23 protein-coding genes and 2 tRNA genes are annotated in these 16,853 nt (G+C 64.9%); 23 read left to right on the top strand and 2 right to left on the bottom strand.

The window, feature by feature from the left end; genetic code table 11:
* Position 1 precedes the first annotated feature (1 nt).
* From rplR to secF, 17 genes are all read left to right on the top strand, one after another.
* Entirely contained in the window at positions 2-370 is a 369-nt protein-coding gene (gene rplR, locus SM757_RS20245) for a 50S ribosomal protein L18 (protein WP_066342446.1), read from the top strand.
* A gap of 12 nt (positions 371-382) precedes the next feature.
* Entirely contained in the window at positions 383-901 is a 519-nt protein-coding gene (rpsE, locus tag SM757_RS20240) for a 30S ribosomal protein S5 (protein ID WP_066342447.1), read from the top strand.
* 20 nt (positions 902-921) lie between these two features.
* Positions 922-1,104 (top strand): 50S ribosomal protein L30, encoded by a 183-nt coding sequence (gene rpmD, locus SM757_RS20235; protein WP_066342448.1) that lies wholly within the window; start codon positions 922-924, stop codon positions 1,102-1,104.
* A gap of 35 nt (positions 1,105-1,139) precedes the next feature.
* Positions 1,140-1,571: a 50S ribosomal protein L15 gene (rplO, locus tag SM757_RS20230; protein ID WP_066342449.1), complete on the top strand. Its 432-nt coding sequence runs from the start codon at positions 1,140-1,142 to the stop codon at positions 1,569-1,571.
* A gap of 18 nt (positions 1,572-1,589) precedes the next feature.
* Entirely contained in the window at positions 1,590-2,900 is a 1,311-nt protein-coding gene (gene secY / locus SM757_RS20225) for a preprotein translocase subunit SecY (RefSeq protein WP_066342450.1), read from the top strand.
* Between the two features lie 7 nt (positions 2,901-2,907).
* Positions 2,908-3,126 carry a translation initiation factor IF-1 gene (gene infA, locus SM757_RS20220; protein ID WP_025495304.1) on the top strand — a complete coding sequence of 73 codons (219 nt, stop codon included), beginning with the start codon at positions 2,908-2,910 and terminating at the stop codon, positions 3,124-3,126.
* Positions 3,127-3,152: 26 nt separating this feature from the next.
* Positions 3,153-3,266, top strand: coding sequence for a 50S ribosomal protein L36 (gene rpmJ / locus SM757_RS20215; protein WP_028997278.1), 114 nt, complete (start codon positions 3,153-3,155; stop codon positions 3,264-3,266).
* 38 nt (positions 3,267-3,304) lie between these two features.
* Positions 3,305-3,670, top strand: coding sequence for a 30S ribosomal protein S13 (rpsM, locus tag SM757_RS20210; RefSeq protein ID WP_066342451.1), 366 nt, complete (start codon positions 3,305-3,307; stop codon positions 3,668-3,670).
* A gap of 30 nt (positions 3,671-3,700) precedes the next feature.
* A complete protein-coding gene (rpsK, locus tag SM757_RS20205; RefSeq protein ID WP_066342452.1) occupies positions 3,701-4,105 on the top strand; it encodes a 30S ribosomal protein S11 in 405 nt (134 codons plus the stop codon).
* Between the two features lie 192 nt (positions 4,106-4,297).
* The gene (gene rpsD, locus SM757_RS20200) at positions 4,298-4,921 is read left to right on the top strand and encodes a 30S ribosomal protein S4 (protein WP_066342453.1); all 624 of its coding nucleotides are present in this window, start codon (positions 4,298-4,300) and stop codon (positions 4,919-4,921) included.
* Between the two features lie 161 nt (positions 4,922-5,082).
* Positions 5,083-6,069 carry a DNA-directed RNA polymerase subunit alpha gene (locus tag SM757_RS20195; protein ID WP_066342454.1) on the top strand — a complete coding sequence of 329 codons (987 nt, stop codon included), beginning with the start codon at positions 5,083-5,085 and terminating at the stop codon, positions 6,067-6,069.
* A gap of 123 nt (positions 6,070-6,192) precedes the next feature.
* Entirely contained in the window at positions 6,193-6,594 is a 402-nt protein-coding gene (rplQ, locus tag SM757_RS20190; protein WP_066342455.1) for a 50S ribosomal protein L17, read from the top strand.
* Positions 6,595-6,816: 222 nt separating this feature from the next.
* Positions 6,817-6,893, top strand: a tRNA-Met gene (locus SM757_RS20185).
* Between the two features lie 172 nt (positions 6,894-7,065).
* Positions 7,066-7,142: transfer RNA gene (locus SM757_RS20180), tRNA-Met, on the top strand.
* A gap of 201 nt (positions 7,143-7,343) precedes the next feature.
* Entirely contained in the window at positions 7,344-7,664 is a 321-nt protein-coding gene (gene yajC / locus SM757_RS20175) for a preprotein translocase subunit YajC (protein ID WP_066330807.1), read from the top strand.
* A gap of 63 nt (positions 7,665-7,727) precedes the next feature.
* Positions 7,728-9,611: a protein translocase subunit SecD gene (gene secD / locus SM757_RS20170; protein WP_322466849.1), complete on the top strand. Its 1,884-nt coding sequence runs from the start codon at positions 7,728-7,730 to the stop codon at positions 9,609-9,611.
* A gap of 24 nt (positions 9,612-9,635) precedes the next feature.
* Positions 9,636-10,661: a protein translocase subunit SecF gene (gene secF, locus SM757_RS20165; RefSeq protein ID WP_322466848.1), complete on the top strand. Its 1,026-nt coding sequence runs from the start codon at positions 9,636-9,638 to the stop codon at positions 10,659-10,661.
* 99 nt (positions 10,662-10,760) lie between these two features.
* On the opposite strand, the gene SM757_RS20160 is transcribed toward secF, so the two are convergent.
* Both SM757_RS20160 and dprA read right to left on the bottom strand, forming a co-directional pair.
* Entirely contained in the window at positions 10,761-11,213 is a 453-nt protein-coding gene (locus SM757_RS20160; protein WP_066330816.1) for a DUF494 family protein, read from the bottom strand.
* 74 nt (positions 11,214-11,287) lie between these two features.
* Complete coding sequence (gene dprA, locus SM757_RS20155; protein ID WP_322466847.1) at positions 11,288-12,514, bottom strand: DNA-processing protein DprA; 1,227 nt, start codon at positions 12,512-12,514, stop codon at positions 11,288-11,290.
* 229 nt (positions 12,515-12,743) lie between these two features.
* Between dprA and def the strand changes: the two genes are divergently transcribed.
* From def to SM757_RS20125, 6 genes are all read left to right on the top strand, one after another.
* Positions 12,744-13,259 (top strand): peptide deformylase, encoded by a 516-nt coding sequence (gene def, locus SM757_RS20150; protein ID WP_066330818.1) that lies wholly within the window; start codon positions 12,744-12,746, stop codon positions 13,257-13,259.
* Between the two features lie 62 nt (positions 13,260-13,321).
* Positions 13,322-14,272 carry a methionyl-tRNA formyltransferase gene (gene fmt, locus SM757_RS20145; RefSeq protein WP_322466863.1) on the top strand — a complete coding sequence of 317 codons (951 nt, stop codon included), beginning with the start codon at positions 13,322-13,324 and terminating at the stop codon, positions 14,270-14,272.
* 97 nt (positions 14,273-14,369) lie between these two features.
* Positions 14,370-15,212: a zinc metalloprotease HtpX gene (gene htpX / locus SM757_RS20140; RefSeq protein WP_322466846.1), complete on the top strand. Its 843-nt coding sequence runs from the start codon at positions 14,370-14,372 to the stop codon at positions 15,210-15,212.
* 123 nt (positions 15,213-15,335) lie between these two features.
* Complete coding sequence (locus tag SM757_RS20135) at positions 15,336-15,695, top strand: hypothetical protein (RefSeq protein ID WP_322466845.1); 360 nt, start codon at positions 15,336-15,338, stop codon at positions 15,693-15,695.
* A 33-nt stretch (positions 15,696-15,728) separates the two neighbouring features.
* Positions 15,729-16,466 carry an AzlC family ABC transporter permease gene (locus SM757_RS20130; RefSeq protein WP_066330827.1) on the top strand — a complete coding sequence of 246 codons (738 nt, stop codon included), beginning with the start codon at positions 15,729-15,731 and terminating at the stop codon, positions 16,464-16,466.
* Entirely contained in the window at positions 16,463-16,792 is a 330-nt protein-coding gene (locus SM757_RS20125; RefSeq protein WP_066331200.1) for an AzlD domain-containing protein, read from the top strand. Before SM757_RS20130 ends, SM757_RS20125 begins: the two co-directional genes overlap by 4 nt.
* Positions 16,793-16,853 lie beyond the last annotated feature (61 nt).

Genomic DNA, 16,853 nt, shown 5'->3' with positions numbered 1-16,853 from the left:
CATGACCATCAACAAGAAGGATCAGCGCATCCGCCGCTCGCGCCAGACGCGTGCGCGCATCGCCGTGCAGCGCGTGGCGCGCCTGACGGTGTTCCGCTCCAATCTGCATATCTACGCCAGCGTCATTTCCGACTGCGGTACCAAGGTGCTGGCCAGCGCCTCGACGGCCGAGAAGGAAGTGCGCGAACAACTGGGTGCCGAGGGCAAGGGTGGCAACGTTGCCGCCGCGACCATCATCGGCAAGCGCATCGCCGAGAAGGCCAAGGCTGCCGGCATCGAGAAAGTGGCTTTCGACCGCGCTGGCTTCGCCTACCACGGCCGCGTCAAGGCGCTGGCCGAGGCTGCGCGCGAAGCGGGCCTGCAGTTCTGACCAGGATTCAACATGGCAAAGTTTCAACCTCGCGCTCAGACTGAAGGCAACGACGACGGTCTGAAGGAAAAGATGATCGCGGTCAACCGCGTCACCAAGGTCGTCAAGGGCGGCCGCACCATGAGCTTCGCAGCTCTGACGGTGGTGGGTGACGGCGACGGCCGTATCGGCATGGGCAAGGGCAAGGCCAAGGAAGTGCCGGTGTCCGTGCAGAAGGCCATGGAGTCCGCTCGCCGCAACATGTTCAAGGTTGCGCTGAAGAACGGCACCGTGTTCCACAACCTGCGTGGCGAGCATGGCGCTGCCAAGGTGCTGCTGGCTCCCGCGCCGGCCGGTACCGGCATCATCGCTGGCGGCCCGATGCGTGCCGTCTTCGAAGTGATGGGCGTCACCGACATCGTGGCCAAGAGCCTGGGTTCGTCCAACGCCTACAACATGGTGCGTGCGACGCTGGATGCTCTGCGCCGTTCCACCACGCCGGCTGAAGTCGCGGCCAAGCGCGGCAAGACGGTCGAAGACATTCTCGGCTGAGCCGTACGCGGAGAACAACCATGGCTGACAAGCAAACCCTGAAGGTCAAGCTGGTGCGCAGCGTGATCGGCACCAAGCAGTCCCACCGCGACACCGTGCGCGGCCTGGGCCTGCGCAAGCTCAACAGCGAGTCTGTCCTCGAGGACACGCCCGCGGTGCGCGGCATGATCAACAAGGTCGCCTACCTCGTGAAGGTGCTGTAAGGCATCCACGAGAGCAGGCACAAGGAATTCGAACCATGCAACTCAACACCATCAAGCCCGCCTCGGGCGCCAAGCATGCCAAGCGCCGTGTTGGCCGTGGCATCGGCTCGGGCCTGGGCAAGACCGCGGGCCGCGGCCATAAGGGCCAGAAGTCGCGTGCCGGCGGCTTCCATAAGGTGGGCTTCGAAGGCGGTCAAATGCCGCTGCAGCGCCGCCTGCCCAAGCGCGGCTTCAAGTCCGCTTCGCTGAAGTACAACGCCGAGATCACCCTGGCCGAGCTGCAACAGCTCGAAGCTGCGGAAGTGAACCTCGTGGTGCTCAAGGCCGCTGGCCTGGTGCCTGAGATCGCTCGCAACGTGAAGGTGATCAAGTCGGGTGAGCTCAGCCGCAAGGTTGCGCTGTCCGGTATCGGCGCCACCGCCGGTGCCCGTGCCGCCATCGAGGCGGTCGGCGGCTCGCTGGCTTGAGCCTGAGGACCTGAGCCCGTGGCAACTTCAGCGAACCAGCTGGCCAAGAGCGGCAAGTTCGGCGACCTGCGTCGCCGGCTCGTCTTCCTGGTGCTCGCACTGGTGGTGTATCGCATCGGCGCCCACATCCCGGTGCCGGGGATCGATCCCCATCAGTTGCAGCAGCTCTTCAAGAGCCAGTCGGGCGGCATCCTGAGCCTGTTCAACATGTTCTCCGGCGGAGCGCTTTCGCGCTTCACGGTGTTCGCGTTGGGGATCATGCCGTACATCTCGGCGTCGATCATCATGCAACTGATGACCTACGTCGTGCCCTCGCTGGAGTCGCTCAAGAAGGAAGGCGAGGCCGGTCGGCGCAAGATCACGCAGTACACGCGCTACGGCACGCTGGGTCTGGCGCTGTTCCAGTCGCTGGGCATCGCCCTGGCGCTGGAAGGCTCACAAGGCCTGGTGCTCAACCCGGGTTTCGGCTTCCGCATGACGACGGTGGTCAGCCTGGTGGCCGGCACCATGTTCCTGATGTGGCTGGGTGAGCAGATCACCGAGCGTGGCCTGGGCAACGGCATCTCGATCCTGATTTTCTCGGGCATCGCCGCAGGGCTTCCGGGCTCGGTGGGCGGTCTGTTCGAGCTGGTGCGTACCGGCGCGATGAGCATCATTGCGGCGCTGTTCATCATTGCCATCGTCATCCTCGTCACCTACTTCGTGGTGTTCGTGGAGCGAGGCCAGCGCAAGATCCTGGTGAACTACGCCAAGCGTCAGGTGGGCAACAAGGTCTACGGCGGCCAATCGTCGCACTTGCCCTTGAAGCTCAACATGTCGGGCGTCATCCCGCCGATCTTCGCGTCGTCCATCATCCTGCTGCCTGCGACCATCGTCGGCTGGTTTGCCACCGGTGAAGGTCTGACCTGGCTGAAGGATCTGTCCGGTGCGTTGTCGCCGGGGCAGCCCATCTATGTGCTGCTCTACGCGGCCATGATCGTCTTCTTCTGCTTCTTCTACACGGCGCTGGTGTTCAACAGCCGTGAGACGGCGGACAACCTGAAGAAGAGCGGCGCGTTCATTCCGGGTATCCGCCCGGGTGAAAACACTGCGCGGCACATTGACCGTATCCTCTCGCGTCTGACGCTGGCGGGTGCTGCGTATATCACGCTGGTGTGCCTGCTGCCGGAGTTTCTGGTTCTGAAGTACAACGTTCCGTTTTACTTCGGTGGGACGTCGCTGCTGATCATCGTGGTGGTGACGATGGACTTTTGGGCTCAGGTCCAGAGCTACGTGATGAGCCAGCAGTACGAATCGCTGCTGAAGAAGGCCAACTTCAAGGCAAGCTGAGACGCGCATGGCGAAAGACGACGTCATCCAGATGCAGGGCGAGATTCTCGAAAACCTGCCCAACGCCACCTTCCGGGTGAAGCTTGAGAACGGGCACATTGTGCTCGGTCACATCTCCGGAAAGATGCGGATGCACTACATCCGTATTCTTCCCGGCGACAAGGTCACCGTGGAACTCACCCCCTACGATTTGAGTCGCGCTCGCATCGTCTTCCGGGCGAAATGAGTCATTGAAAGGTCAAGGAGAAGACCATGAAAGTAGCAGCTTCGGTCAAGAAGATGTGCCGCAATTGCAAGATCATCCGCCGCAACGGCGTGGTGCGCGTCATCTGCACCGACCCGCGCCACAAGCAGCGTCAAGGTTGAGCGGCTAGGCCCTCGACGACAGGACACAGAGGTATTCCATGGCACGTATTGCCGGCATCAACATCCCGCCGCACAAGCACACCGAGATCGGCTTGACCTCGATCTACGGTATCGGCCGCACCACCGCGCAGAAGATCTGCGACACGGTCGGCATCGCCTACTCCAAGAAGGTCAAGGACCTCACCGACGCCGATCTGGAAAAGATCCGCGAGGAGATCGGCCGCCTCACCATCGAGGGCGATCTGCGTCGTGAGATGTCGATCAACATCAAGCGGCTGATGGACCTCGGCTGCTACCGTGGCATGCGTCACCGCCGCGGCCTGCCCGTGCGCGGCCAGCGCACCAAGACCAATGCCCGCACCCGCAAGGGTCCGCGCAAGTCCGGCGCCCTGGTCAAGAAGTGAGCTGTTCGCAGCGATTGAGAGATACCGAACATGGCTAAGGCACCTACCAACACCGCCGCGCGTCGCGTCAGCAAGAAGGTTCGCAAGAACATCGCCGACGGCATCGCGCACGTGCACGCGTCGTTCAACAACACGATCATCACGATCACTGACCGCCAAGGTGGCGCCCTCTCTTGGGCCTCCTCCGGTGGCCAGGGCTTCAAGGGCTCGCGCAAGAGCACGCCTTTCGCGGCTCAGGTGGCTGCCGAAACGGCTGGCCGCGCTGCCCAAGAGCAGGGTATCAAGAACCTGGACGTCAAGATCAAGGGCCCCGGCCCGGGTCGCGAGTCCTCGGTTCGCGCGCTGGCTTCGCTGGGCATCCGCATCACGTCGATTTCCGACGTGACGCCTGTGCCGCACAACGGCTGCCGCCCCCAGAAGCGCCGCCGCATCTGATTCCGGTATAGAATCGCGCCCTTTGCCGCCGCCTTCGGGCGGCATTGGCGCTTTCAGCGGCTCCGCGGTGGCTCGGACGACATCGTCTGGCACTGGCGGGGCATAAGACCACCGTCTGAGCGTTTCACAACAAGACCCGCCAGACTCGCGCGAGAAGTGTTCTCGCGTCAGACAGAGACCCAAGGACTGCACGTGGCACGTTACCTCGGCCCCAAGGCCAAACTCTCCCGCCGTGAAGGTACTGACCTGTTCCTGAAAAGCGCCCGCCGCGCCATCAGCGACAAGGCCAAGTTTGACAGCAAGCCTGGCCAGCATGGCCGTACCTCCGGTTCGCGCACCAGCGACTTCGGCCTGCAACTGCGTGAAAAGCAGAAGGTCAAGCGCATGTACGGCGTGCTGGAGCGCCAGTTCCGTCGCTACTTCGCCGAGGCCGAGCGTCGCCGTGGCAACACTGGTGCCAACCTGCTGTCGCTGCTGGAATCGCGTCTGGACAACGTTGTCTATCGCATGGGCTTCGGCTCCACCCGTGCCGAAGCGCGCCAGCTGGTGTCGCACAAGGCGCTGACCGTGAACGGTCAGGTGGTGAACATCGCTTCGTATTTGGTGAAGCCGGGCGACGTTATTGCCGTGCGTGAAAAGGCCAAGAAGCAGCTGCGCATTGTGGACGCGCTGAAGCTGGCTGATTCCATCGGCCTGCCGGCCTGGGTGCAAGTAGACATCGCCAAGATGGAAGGCGTGTTCAAGAAGACCCCGGACCGTGACGAATTCGGTGCCGAGATCAACGAGTCGCTGATCGTCGAACTCTACTCGCGCTGATGCGCGAGCCCTCGTCGCCGCTGGATGCGCCCGCAACGGGTGCGCGCGGCGACGGCAGACCTGCTGCGCATGCCGGGCGTGCAGCAGGCTGTGCAACGCCCGGCAGCTCCATCAGCCTTATCGGTGTAACGAGCCGAGGGTATTGACAGGAACAGGACTCAATGCAAACCAATCTGCTGAAACCCAAGGCCATCAACGTCGAGTCGCTGGGTGGGCATCGTGCCGAAGTGACGCTCGAGCCTTTCGAGCGTGGCTACGGCCACACGCTGGGCAACGCGCTGCGCCGTGTGTTGCTGTCGTCGATGGTGGGTTACGCACCGACGGAAGTCACTATCGCTGGCGTGCTGCACGAGTACTCCACGATCGACGGCGTTCAGGAAGACGTGGTTCACATCATGCTCAACCTCAAGGGCGTGACGTTCCGTCTCCACAATCGCGACGAGGTCACGCTGGTGCTGCGTAAGGAGGGCGAGGGCCCGGTCACCGCCGGTGACATCCAGACGCCGCACGACGTCGAGATCATCAATCCCGAGCATGTCATCGCTCACCTGTCGCAAGGCGGCAAGCTGGACATGCAGATCAAGGTCGAAAAGGGCCGTGGCTACGTGCCGGGCAATATGCGCCGTTACGGTGACGAGGCTACCAAGGCTATCGGCCGTATCGTGCTGGACGCCTCTTTCTCGCCCGTGCGTCGCGTGAGCTACGCCGTTGAGAATGCCCGCGTCGAGCAGCGCACCGATCTTGACAAGCTGGTGATGGAGATCGAGACCAACGGCGCCATCTCGCCCGAGGAAGCAATCCGCGCTTCGGCCAAGATTTTGGTGGAGCAACTGGCTGTGTTTGCGCAACTCGAAGGCAACGAAATTGCCGCCTTCGATCAGCCCGCGCAGCGCAGCGCCCAGTTCGATCCCATCCTGCTGCGTCCCGTGGATGAGCTGGAACTTACCGTGCGCTCGGCCAACTGCCTCAAGGCCGAGAACATCTACTACATCGGCGACCTCATCCAGCGCACCGAGACCGAGCTGCTCAAGACCCCCAACCTGGGTCGTAAGTCGCTCAACGAAATCAAGGAAGTGCTGGCTTCGCGCGGCCTGACCCTGGGTGCACGCCTGGAAAACTGGCCGCCGCAAGGCCTCGACAAGCGTTGAGGTTTAGCCGGGAGCTGCGGCTTCTGGTTTGAACTCTTGAAAGAGGGCTGCCTTGGCTGGCAGCCCGGTGCACCCCCCGGTACCTGACACGGCCGGGGGTTTTGATAAGGAAAGGAAAGCACCATGCGCCACCGTAACGGTCCCCGTAAGCTGAACCGCACCAGCGAGCATCGCGCTGCAATGCTGCGCAACATGTGCGTGTCGCTGCTGCAGCACGAAGCCATCAAGACTACGGTTCCGAAGGCCAAGGAACTGCGTCGCGTCGTCGAGCCGCTGATCACGCTGGCCAAGCAGCCGACGCTGGCCAATCGCCGATTGGCGTTTGACCGCCTGCGTGATCGCGCCATCGTGGTCAAGCTGTTCAACGAGCTGGGCCCCCGCTATCAGACCCGTCCGGGCGGCTATACCCGTATCCTGAAGATGGGCTTCCGTGTTGGCGACAACGCTCCGATGGCCTACGTCGAGCTGGTGGATCGCCCCGAGCCGGCCGTGGCTGCCGAAACCACTGAAGCTGCCGCCGAGTAAACCGGTGACGCAATCGCCCCTGGTGGTTGCTTAAGATGAAGACCCGCCTCGTGCGGGTCTTTTTCTTTGTGTCCTTGCATGTTCCTGCGTGGGCGGGTTCAGTTTCAGTGGCGGGCTGAGCATTGAGGCGTGCTTCACCGCGCTGCTTTTCGGCTCTACGAACACTAATGAGCCTATAGGCGTGACACTTGCCAAAAACAGTGTTAGAATTTCAGTCTCAGTCGCGGGGTGGAGCAGTCTGGTAGCTCGTTGGGCTCATAACCCAAAGGTCGTTGGTTCAAATCCAGCCCCCGCAACCAAATTTTTTGCAACAGCCTCATCGCTTGATGAGGCTGTTTGTTTCTGGCACAAGCCGGACGCAGTTGTTTGGTTTGTCTGTCAAATTTGAGGTGTTGAGCATTTCTCCTTGCCTTCTTTGTCAGTCAATCCTTGCGTCAGGTTGATTGTTTGTGCTAGAATTACAGCTTCTGTCGCGGGGTGGAGCAGTCTGGTAGCTCGTTGGGCTCATAACCCAAAGGTCGTTGGTTCAAATCCAGCCCCCGCAACCAAATAAAGCAAGAAGGCCGTCCTCGTGACGGCCTTCTTGCTTTTGTGCTTTCTCATTGAGGTTCTTCGCTTCTGAAGTGAACCCGATGGCAATGAGGCAGTCGAATGCGCGTGCGGCCGCCGCTTAGAATCGCAGGTTCCCTGCACCGTCCACCCTTTGGTCGGAGCGGCTGCCAAGCATCGCAAAAAAAGGACTGCCTGCTGTGTTTATTTCTTCCGCCTTTGCTCAGACCGCCGCGCCGGCCTCTGCCACCGACAGCCTGATGGGCATGCTGCCTCTGGTGCTGATGTTCGTGGTGCTGTACTTCATCATGATTCGCCCCCAGATGAAGCGGCAGAAGGAGCATAAGACCATGATCTCCGCCCTGGCTAAGGGTGACGAAGTCGTGACTGCTGGCGGCTTGCTTGGCAAGGTCACCAAGCTCAACGAGAGCTTCGTGCACATGGAAATAGCTGGCGGTGTCGAAATCCAGGTGCAGCGCACCGCCGTGGTCCAGGTGCTGCCCAAGGGCACCTTCAAGTAATCGACGGCGGGCCCTTGTGGGCCCGCTGCGCGCGCCGCCCACGCGCGGCGCAAGGAACATGCGATGAACCGCTATCCGTGGTGGAAGTACGCGATCCTGGCGGTCGCGCTGCTGGTCGGCCTCGTCTACACGCTGCCGAACTTCTTTGGCGAAGCCCCAGCCGTCCAGGTCTCCAGCGGCAAGGCCACGATCAAGGTTGACGGCGCGCTGGTGCAGCGTGTTGAAGATATGCTCAAACAGGCCAGCATCCAGCCTGACTTCGTGCAACTGGATGGCAACTCGGTGCGCGCCCGCTTTGGTGATCCCGACACCCAGCTCAAGGCCAAAGATGCGCTCAACCGCGCGTTGAACACCGATCCGGCCGATCCGACTTACATCGTCGCGCTCAACCTGGTGAGCCGCTCGCCCGCCTGGCTCACGTCCCTGCACGCGTTGCCCATGTACCTGGGCCTGGACCTGCGCGGTGGCGTGCATTTCCTGATGCAGGTGGACATGCGGGCAGCCTTGACGAAGAAGGCTGAGTCGGTCGCCGGCGACGTCCGCTCGCTACTGCGCGACAAGAACGTGCGCCATGCCGGCATCTCCCGCGAAGGCAACAACGTCGAAGTGCGTTTCCGCGATGCCGCCACGTTGGGCAGCGCGCAGGCGGTGCTGGTGCAGCAACTGCCTGACATGCAATGGACGCCGGCCGGCGAGGGCAGTGACCTGCGCTTGGTGGGTCAGCTCAAGCCGCAGGCCGCACGTGCGGTGCAGGAGGCCGCACTCATGCAGAACATCACCACGCTGCACAACCGAGTCAACGAGTTGGGTGTGGCCGAGCCCGTGATCCAGCAGCAGGGCGCGGACCGCGTGGTGGTGCAATTGCCCGGCGTGCAGGACACGGCCAAGGCCAAGGACATCATCGGCCGCACCGCCACGCTGGAAGTGCGCCTGGTGGACGACAGCGCCGAAGCCGCCGCCGCGGCCGTGGGCAGCGGCCCCGTGCCTTTCGGTACCGAGCGCTACGTCGAGCGCGGTGGCGCACCGCTCATCGTCAAACGCCAAGTCATCCTCACCGGCGAGAACCTCAACGACGCTCAACCAGGCTTTGATGGCCAAAACCACGAGCCCGCGGTGCACCTCACGCTGGATGCCAAGGGTGCGCGCGTCTTCCGGGACATCACGCGTGAGAACGTGGGCAAGCGTATGGCCATCCTGCTGTTCGAAAAGGGCAAGGGCGAGGTCGTCACCGCGCCGGTGATCCGTTCCGAGATCTCCGGCGGCCGCGTGCAGATTTCCGGCCGCATGACCACGCAGGAAGCTAGCGACACGGCGCTGCTGCTGCGGGCGGGTTCGCTGGCCGCTCCCATGGAAATCATCGAGGAGCGCACGATTGGGCCGAGCCTGGGTGCCGACAACATCGCCAAGGGCTTCCACAGCGTGATGTTCGGCTTCCTGGCCATTGCCGCGTTCATGTGTGTGTACTACCTGCTGTTCGGCGTGTTCTCCACGCTGGCGCTGGCGTTCAACCTGCTGCTGCTGGTGGCGGTGCTGTCCATGCTGCAGGCCACGCTGACGCTGCCGGGCATTGCTGCTATTGCTTTGACGCTGGGCATGGCCATCGACGCCAACGTGCTCATCAACGAGCGTGTGCGCGAGGAGTTGCGCAACGGCTCTGCACCACAGACAGCCATTCACGCGGGCTACGAGCGGGCTTGGGCCACCATCCTGGACTCCAACGTCACCACGCTGATTGCCGGCGTGGCGCTACTGGCCTTTGGCTCCGGTCCGGTGCGCGGCTTCGCTGTCGTCCACTGCCTGGGCATCCTGACCTCGATGTTCTCGGCCGTGATGTTCTCGCGGGGCTTGGTCAACCTCTGGTACGGGCGCAAGAAGCGCCTGAAGTCCGTATCTATCGGCCAGGTGTGGCGCCCCGAAGGCGATACCACCCCGGCCGCCAAGGCCTGAAGCGGCCCCGAGCGGAGAAAGTAGATGGAGTTCTTTCGCATCCGGCGCGACATCCCGTTCATGCGGCATGCGCTGGTGTTCAACGTCATTTCGTTCCTGACCTTCGCCGCGGCGGTGTTCTTCCTGCTCACGCGGGGGCTGCACCTGTCCATCGAGTTCACGGGCGGCACGGTGCTGGAAGTGAGCTACGCGCAGCCGGCCGACATAGACCGCACGCGCACCGCGGTGGACGCGCTGGGCTTTGGCGAGGTGCAGGTGCAGAACTTCGGCACCGCGCGCGACGTGCTTATCCGCTTGCCCGTGCGCGGTGACGTCAAGCAAGGCGAGGTGGCGGGCCGTGTGTTCGCCGCGCTGTGCCAGGCATCCTCAGGCAGCCTCGAAACGCGCCCCGGCGAAGGCGACACGACGCGCCAAGCCTGCGTCGCCTCCGACGGCAGCGAGCCCTTGAAACTCTCGCGCACCGAGTTCGTCGGACCGTCCGTGGGTTCGGAGCTGGCGCGCGACGGCGCGCTGGCGCTGGCCGTGACGGTGGCGGGCATCATGATCTACCTCGCCATCCGCTTCGAGTGGAAGTTCGCGGTGGCCGGCATCATCGCCAACCTCCACGACGTGGTGATCATTCTGGGCTTCTTCGCCTTCTTCCAATGGGAGTTCTCGCTGGCGGTGTTGGCGGCGGTGTTGGCAGTGCTGGGCTACTCGGTGAACGAGTCGGTGGTGATCTTCGACCGGATCCGCGAGGCCTTCCGCAAGTACCGCAAGATGAGCACCTCGCAGGTCATTGACCACGCCATCACCAGCACGACCAGCCGCACCATCATCACGCACGGTTCGACACAGATGATGGTGCTGGCCATGCTGCTCTTTGGCGGTCCGACGCTGCACTACTTCGCCGTGGCGCTGACCATTGGCATCCTGTTCGGCATCTACTCCTCGGTGTTCGTGGCCGCAGCCATTGCCATGTGGCTGGGCGTCAAGCGCGAAGACCTGGTGAAGGCCTCTACCCGCGGCGGTTCGGATCCCAACGATCCCAACGCCGGCGCGGCGGTCTGACACCGTCAGCCTGAAAAGCACAAGGGCCGCGAAAGCGGCCCTTTGTCTTTGTGTCGCGGAGGCAGAGGCGCTGTGCTGCCCACTCCGCCGCGGACGGCATCAGTGGATGATGCGTTGTTCGTCGTCTACAAACAGCTCGTCCAGGATGAGCGCGTCGGGCTCTTCGCCCAAGCTCCAAAACACCATCAGGACGATGATCTTGAGGTCTTCCAGTTCCAGCGGTACGCGGCCAATAGCCGTGGCGCGATCCAACACCATTTCTCGCATCAGCGGCGGCAGCACGCCGGCGCCCTCAAGGAAGCTGATGAAGCCAATGGAGGCATCGCCCAGCATCTCGCGCTCGCCAGCGGTGTAGACCCGGATGCTCGACGGCGCCTGCGCCTGAGTGCCGGACTCGGCCATGCCGGCCAATCCGTCCAGCCAGCTCAGCGCTTCCTCGATGTCGTCCGACTCGAAACCAACCGCCGACAGCTTGCGCGTGAGCTGGTCGTGATCAGGGCAGGCATCAGGCCGCCAGTAGTTTTCGTACAGGTAGACGAGCACGTCGAACATGGGGGGCACTATAGCTCACGGTATCTGAATGCAGGCTTGCAATCACGATGCCCGTATTGCATGCGCCGCCAAGCTCAAGCCAGACCGCAGCGCTGGTACAGCCCGCCCGGCAGGCGCTGCACGCGTTCTTCCAATTCCAACTCCAGCAGCCGCGCGGCCAGCGCGGGCGCAGGCAAGCCGGTGCGCTCCACCAGCATGTCCAGTGTCGCAGCGTCGTGGCCCAGCGCGGTCAGCACATCGTCGGCCGGGCCGTCGTCCTGTGCGGCATTGGCAGCAGCCGTGGCCACGGCAGGCATCGCGCGCTTGGAAGTCTTGCGATTGGGCAGACGGTTGCCGGCGCCGTTCGCAGCGTCCTCTTGCGTCATGTGAAATTCCTCCAGGATGTCCTGTGCGCTTTCCACCAGTTTGGCGCCTTGCTTGATGAGCGAATGGCAGCCGCGCGCCAGCGGTGCATGGATGGAGCCGGGAATGGCAAACACCTCCCGCCCGCACTCGGCCGCCAGTCGGGCCGTGATGAGCGAGCCCGATTGCAAGGCGGCTTCCACGACCAGCGTGCCGCGGGTGAGGCCAGCGATGAGGCGGTTGCGCTGCGGAAAGTTTTCCCGCAGCGGCGGCGTGCCCAATGGAAATTCACTCACCAGCAATCCCTGCGCGGCAATGCGCAACGCCAGCTCCCTGTGGCGGGCTGGGTAGAGGCGGTCCATTCCCGTGCCCAGCACGGCAATGGTGCCGCCTGGCCCGGCCAAGCCACCCTCGTGGGCTGAACCGTCTATGCCCAGCGCCAAGCCCGAGACTATGGACCATCCGCTTTCGCTCATGCAGCGTGCGAAGGCCTGGGCGTTGTTCACGCCTTGGGCGCTGGGGTTGCGGCTGCCGACGATGGCCAGGGCCGGGCGCCGCAACAGCTCATGGCGGCCGCGCAGGTGCAGCAGCAGGGGCGGGTCCGCGGTGTTGAGCAGCACGGTGGGATACAGCGCGTCGCCCAGCGTGACCACATGCCGGTCCGGTCCGCCGTCCAGCCAGTTCAGCGTCTTGAGCACACAGGCCTCCAGGTCGGCCGGCGGCGCCGACAAGGCCTGCGCCTGCGCCGGCGTCACCAGGTCGCGAAGCAAGGATGAGGCGCTGTCGAAAACCTGCTGTGGCGTGCCCAGCGCCGCCAGCAGCCGCCGCCCGCTGGCACGGCCCACGCTCGTGGCCAGGCGCAGCCAGGCACGCAATTCGTCCTCGCCAGCGCGCGGAAACAGGTGATCGCCGTTGATGGGGGCGTCGGGGAGCAGGTCGGCCGTGTCGGGCGTTGCCATGTTGCTTTTCCCTGGTCGGTGCAGCGGCCGCCGGTTCCGCCGGGGTGTGGCGCGCTGCGGTTCATGGGCACACGCCGGTGACGGCATGACCAATGGGCGAAAATGCGCGCCCGGTTTCACCTGATTCTGCCCCTCATGGGCGCTGGCGGCCCTGGTCGCAAACGCTGAACTGCGCTCGCCGCGCCTGCGTTTGGATGCCAGCGGGACGCGGCGCCGGGGGCCTTGCGCCATGGCCCAGCTTCCCATCCTGCGTTTCCCCGATCCCCGCCTGCATACCGTTGCCGCCCCGGTGGAGGAGGTGGACGAACGCATCCGCCGCCTTGCGGCCGACATGCTGGAGACCATGTACGCCGCCGAAGGCGTGGGCCTGGCCGCCACGCAGGTCAACGTGCACGAGCGCGTGGTGGTGATGGACACCTCCGAGACCCGCGACCAGCCCCGCGTGCTCATCAACCCCGAGATCATCGAGCGCAGCGAGGAAATGATGGTGGGCGACGAGGGCTGCCTCTCGGTGCCGGCGATCTACGACAAGGTGCAGCGCCACGCTCGCGTGAAGGTGCGCGCGCTGGACCGCGACGGGCAGGTGCAGGAGTTCGAGGCCGAAGGCCTGACCTCCGTGTGCGTGCAGCATGAGCTGGACCACCTGTTGGGCAAGGTCTTTGTTGAATACCTCAGCCCGCTCAAGCGCGAGCGCATCAAGACCAAGATGCTCAAGAAGAATCGCGAAGACCTGCAGCGCGCATGAGCGGCGTGATGCAAGGCGACGCGGCGGGCGCTGCCTCCGCCATCCCCGCCGACGCCGCGCCGCTGCGCGTGGCCTATGCCGGCACGCCGGAGTTCGCACGCGTGGCCCTGCAGTCCATCCTGGACGCGGGCTTTGCCGTGCCGCTGGTGCTCACGCAGCCTGACCGGCCTGCCGGGCGGGGCATGAAGCTGCAGCCTTCGGCTGTGAAACAGCTTGCGATGGAGCGCGGCATCGCGGTGGCGCAGCCACGCAGCCTGCGCCTGGACGGCAAATTCCCTGAAGACGCCGCCGCCGCGCGCGAGACGCTGCTGGCTGCCCGCGCCGACGTGATGGTGGTGGCAGCCTACGGCCTCATCCTGCCGCGCTGGGTGCTGGAGCTGCCGCCGCGCGGCTGCCTCAACATCCACGGCTCACTGCTGCCGCGCTGGCGCGGCGCGGCGCCCATACAGCGTGCCATCGAGGCGGGCGACGAGCGCACCGGCATCACCATCATGCAGATGGACGAGGGCCTGGACACGGGCGACATGCTGCTGGTGCAGGCGCTGGAGATCGCGCCAGATGAAACCTCGGCCACGCTGCACGACCGGCTGGCGGCATTGGGCGCGTCCGCCATCGTCGCGGCGCTGCGTGAGCTTGACCGTCTGTCGCGAGAGCCCCAGCCGGCCGAAGGCGTGTGCTACGCCCACAAGATCGAGAAGGCTGAGGGCGCCATCGATTGGACGTTGCCCGCCGCCGTGCTGGAGCGCCGCGTGCGCGCCCTCGATCCATTCCCCGGCATGAGTTTCAATCTGGACGGCCAGGCGGTGAAGCTGTGGCGGGCCGCGTTGCGCCCCGAGCTCTCCGGCGCGCCCGGCACCGTGCTGCGCGCCGATGCGCAGGAAGTGGTCGTGGCCTGTGGTGAAGGCTCGCTTGCGCTGCTGGAGCTGCAGCGCCCGGGCGGCAAGCGCTTGCCCGTGCGCGCCTTCCAGCAGCAGCCGCAGGCGTTGGCCGCCGGACGCAGCCTGGCGGCTTGAGCCGCCGTGGCGCGGTCCGCGCGCCCGGCTGATTGAACTTGCGGCCGCCGCCCGCATCTACCGGCCAGATGGAATCACCCACCTGGGAACGCACGCAATGTTCAACCTGATGAAGACGGCCATCCTCATGGCCGCCATCACCGCGCTCTTCATGGCCGTGGGCCACCTCATCGGTGGCCGTGCCGGCATGATGCTGGCCCTGCTGTTCGCGCTGGGCATGAACTTCTTCAGCTACTGGTTCAGCGACAAGCTGGTGCTGAAGATGTACAGCGCCCGCGAGGTCGATGCCCAGTCCGAGCCCTACTTCTACGGCATGGTGCAGGAGCTGGCGCAGCGCGCGGGTCTGCCCATGCCGCGCGTCTACCTGATAGACGAAGAGGCGCCCAACGCCTTCGCCACCGGCCGCAATCCCGACAATGCCGCGGTGGCTGCCACCACCGGCATCCTGCGGGTGCTCAACCACCGCGAGCTGCGCGGCGTGATGGCGCACGAGCTGGCGCACGTGAAGCACCGCGACATCCTCATCAGCACCATCAGCGCCACCATGGCCGGCGCGGTGTCCATGCTGGCCAACTTCGCCATGTTCTTCGGTGGCCGTGACGAGGAGGGCCGTCCCACCAACCCGCTGGCCGGCCTGCTGGTGGCGCTGCTGGCGCCGCTGGCCGCCAGCCTGATCCAGATGGCCATCAGCCGCGCCCGCGAGTTCGAGGCCGACCGCGGTGGCGCCGAGATCAGCGGCGACCCGCGTGCGCTGGCCAGCGCGCTGGAAAAGATTCACGCCTACGCCACCGGCATCCCGCTGTCCACGGCCGAGCGCCACCCTGAAACGGCGCAGATGATGATCATGAACCCGCTGTCCGGCGGCGGCCTCAAGGGCCTGTTCAGTACCCACCCCGCCACCGAAGAACGTGTGGCGCGGCTGCTGGCCATGTCGCGCTGACGCTGAAAAAGTGCATCCGGGCACGAAAAAGGCGGTAGCCGTGCACTGCGCACATGCGCCGCGGTCAAGTCTGGCGGGGGGAGGCCGATATGCTGTGCAACCCCTGGCTGCCTGACCACGCCCTTGAAGCCCCGCCTGTCCCTGCTGCTGCCCGTTCTTGTCGCGCTCGCGGGCTGCGAGCCGCTGGGCATAGAGTCCGCCGGCGCCGTGGCGCACAAGCGTGAATCCGAAGGCAAGGCCGTAGGCGCAGCCTGCCGGCATGCCGGGCGCGCCATAGAAGACTGCTTCACGCTCAACCGCAAGGCGGACAAGGCCGCCGTCTACGCCGGCTGGCGCGAGATGAACGACTACATGCGGGAGAACAACATCCAAGTCGTCGCGCCGCAGTTGACGCCCACGCCAGGCTCCGCAGCAGCCAGCGCCTCGGCCGAGGCCGAGGTTGTGGACGCGCCGCGCGCCAAGCCGCGCAAGAGCAGCTCCTGAGAGCGTCCATCCCGGCCGGGCACAATCCCGGCAATGAATCAGGGTACTGAAGGTAGTGAAGGCGGCACCGTGCCGCCGTGGCGCCATCCGGCCTTTCGCACCGGGGTGCGCGAAATGACGTCCATCGCCCCGGGCATTGCGGCCTGGGGATTGGTGACGGGCGTGGCCATGGTCAAGGCGCTGGGCATGCCGCTGGCGCTGCTGATGTCGCTGGTGGTCTTTGCCGGCAGCGCGCAACTGGCGGCGCTGCCGCTCATCGCCGCGGGTGCGCCGGTGTGGGTGGTGTGGGCCACGGCGCTGTGCGTGAACCTGCGCTTCGTCATCTTCAGTGCGCAATGGCGGCCTTACTTCGCGCATCTGCCGCTTGGGCAACGGCTGCGCTTGGGCTACTTCACGGCCGACCTGAACTACGTGATGTTCATGAAGCGCTACCCCGAGCCACGGCCGTCGGCCGAGCAACTGCCGTACTTCTGGGGCGGCGTGGCGCTGAACTGGTGCGCGTGGCAGCTCCCTTCCATCGCCGGCATCCTGTTGGGCGAACGCGTGCCCACGCAGTGGGGCCTGGGCTTTGCCGGCACGCTGGCACTGCTGGGCTTGATGAACACGCTGCTGAGCGACCGCGCCACCTGGGTGGCGGCCGCCGTGGCGGGCTGTGCGGCGGTGGCGGCCTATGCGCTGCCACTGCGGCTCAACATCGTCGTGGCCATCGCTGCGGCGGTGGCCATGGGTTTGTTGATGGAGCAATGGCCCGTGCGCCGGAGGCCGTCGTGAGCGCCGTTGAAGCTTTCGTCACCATCCTGGGCCTGGGCGTGATCACCGTGGTCACGCGCACATTTTTCTTCCTTTCCAGGCGCGAGATGCCGTTGCCCGTGTGGCTCAAGCAGGGGCTGCGCTACGCGCCGCTGGCCGCGTTGGCGGCGGTGGTGGTGCCGGAAGTGGTGATGACGCGCGGTGAGCTCATACACACCTGGCAGGACGCGCGGCTCTTCGCCGTGGCCGCCGGCAGCGCTTGGTTCTGGTGGCGCCGCGGCATCCTGGGCACCATCGTCAGCGGCAGCGTGGTGCTGCTTGCGCTGCGCCTTGGACTGGGCTGGTAGCCGGGGTGGTCGCGGCGCGGGCCTAGAATCGTCGCCCTTCGGGAAATTTTCCCGCTTTCCG

The sequence above is a fragment of the Azohydromonas lata genome (assembly GCF_034427735.1).
Classification (GTDB): domain Bacteria; phylum Pseudomonadota; class Gammaproteobacteria; order Burkholderiales; family Burkholderiaceae_C; genus Azohydromonas; species Azohydromonas lata.
The sequence above is the reverse complement of the archived record's forward strand: the minus strand, read 5'-3'. Positions and strand labels throughout refer to the sequence as shown.

Excerpts from the sequence above, each read along its gene's own strand:
- htpX (WP_322466846.1), top strand. The coding sequence starts at position 14,370 with ATGTTCAACCTGATGAAGACGGCCATCCTCATGGCCGCCATCACCGCG.
- rpmD (WP_066342448.1), top strand. The coding sequence starts at position 922 with ATGGCTGACAAGCAAACCCTGAAGGTCAAGCTGGTGCGCAGCGTGATC.
- SM757_RS20130 (WP_066330827.1), top strand. The coding sequence starts at position 15,729 with ATGAATCAGGGTACTGAAGGTAGTGAAGGCGGCACCGTGCCGCCGTGG.
- SM757_RS20195 (WP_066342454.1), top strand. The coding sequence starts at position 5,083 with ATGCAAACCAATCTGCTGAAACCCAAGGCCATCAACGTCGAGTCGCTG.
- def (WP_066330818.1), top strand. The coding sequence starts at position 12,744 with ATGGCCCAGCTTCCCATCCTGCGTTTCCCCGATCCCCGCCTGCATACC.
- rpsM (WP_066342451.1), top strand. The coding sequence starts at position 3,305 with ATGGCACGTATTGCCGGCATCAACATCCCGCCGCACAAGCACACCGAG.
- rplR (WP_066342446.1), top strand. The coding sequence starts at position 2 with ATGACCATCAACAAGAAGGATCAGCGCATCCGCCGCTCGCGCCAGACG.
- infA (WP_025495304.1), top strand. The coding sequence starts at position 2,908 with ATGGCGAAAGACGACGTCATCCAGATGCAGGGCGAGATTCTCGAAAAC.
- secF (WP_322466848.1), top strand. The coding sequence starts at position 9,636 with ATGGAGTTCTTTCGCATCCGGCGCGACATCCCGTTCATGCGGCATGCG.
- rplO (WP_066342449.1), top strand. The coding sequence starts at position 1,140 with ATGCAACTCAACACCATCAAGCCCGCCTCGGGCGCCAAGCATGCCAAG.
- rplQ (WP_066342455.1), top strand. The coding sequence starts at position 6,193 with ATGCGCCACCGTAACGGTCCCCGTAAGCTGAACCGCACCAGCGAGCAT.
- dprA (WP_322466847.1), bottom strand. The coding sequence starts at position 12,514 with ATGGCAACGCCCGACACGGCCGACCTGCTCCCCGACGCCCCCATCAAC.
- secD (WP_322466849.1), top strand. The coding sequence starts at position 7,728 with ATGAACCGCTATCCGTGGTGGAAGTACGCGATCCTGGCGGTCGCGCTG.
- rpsK (WP_066342452.1), top strand. The coding sequence starts at position 3,701 with ATGGCTAAGGCACCTACCAACACCGCCGCGCGTCGCGTCAGCAAGAAG.
- rpmJ (WP_028997278.1), top strand. The coding sequence starts at position 3,153 with ATGAAAGTAGCAGCTTCGGTCAAGAAGATGTGCCGCAATTGCAAGATC.
- rpsE (WP_066342447.1), top strand. The coding sequence starts at position 383 with ATGGCAAAGTTTCAACCTCGCGCTCAGACTGAAGGCAACGACGACGGT.
- SM757_RS20160 (WP_066330816.1), bottom strand. The coding sequence starts at position 11,213 with ATGTTCGACGTGCTCGTCTACCTGTACGAAAACTACTGGCGGCCTGAT.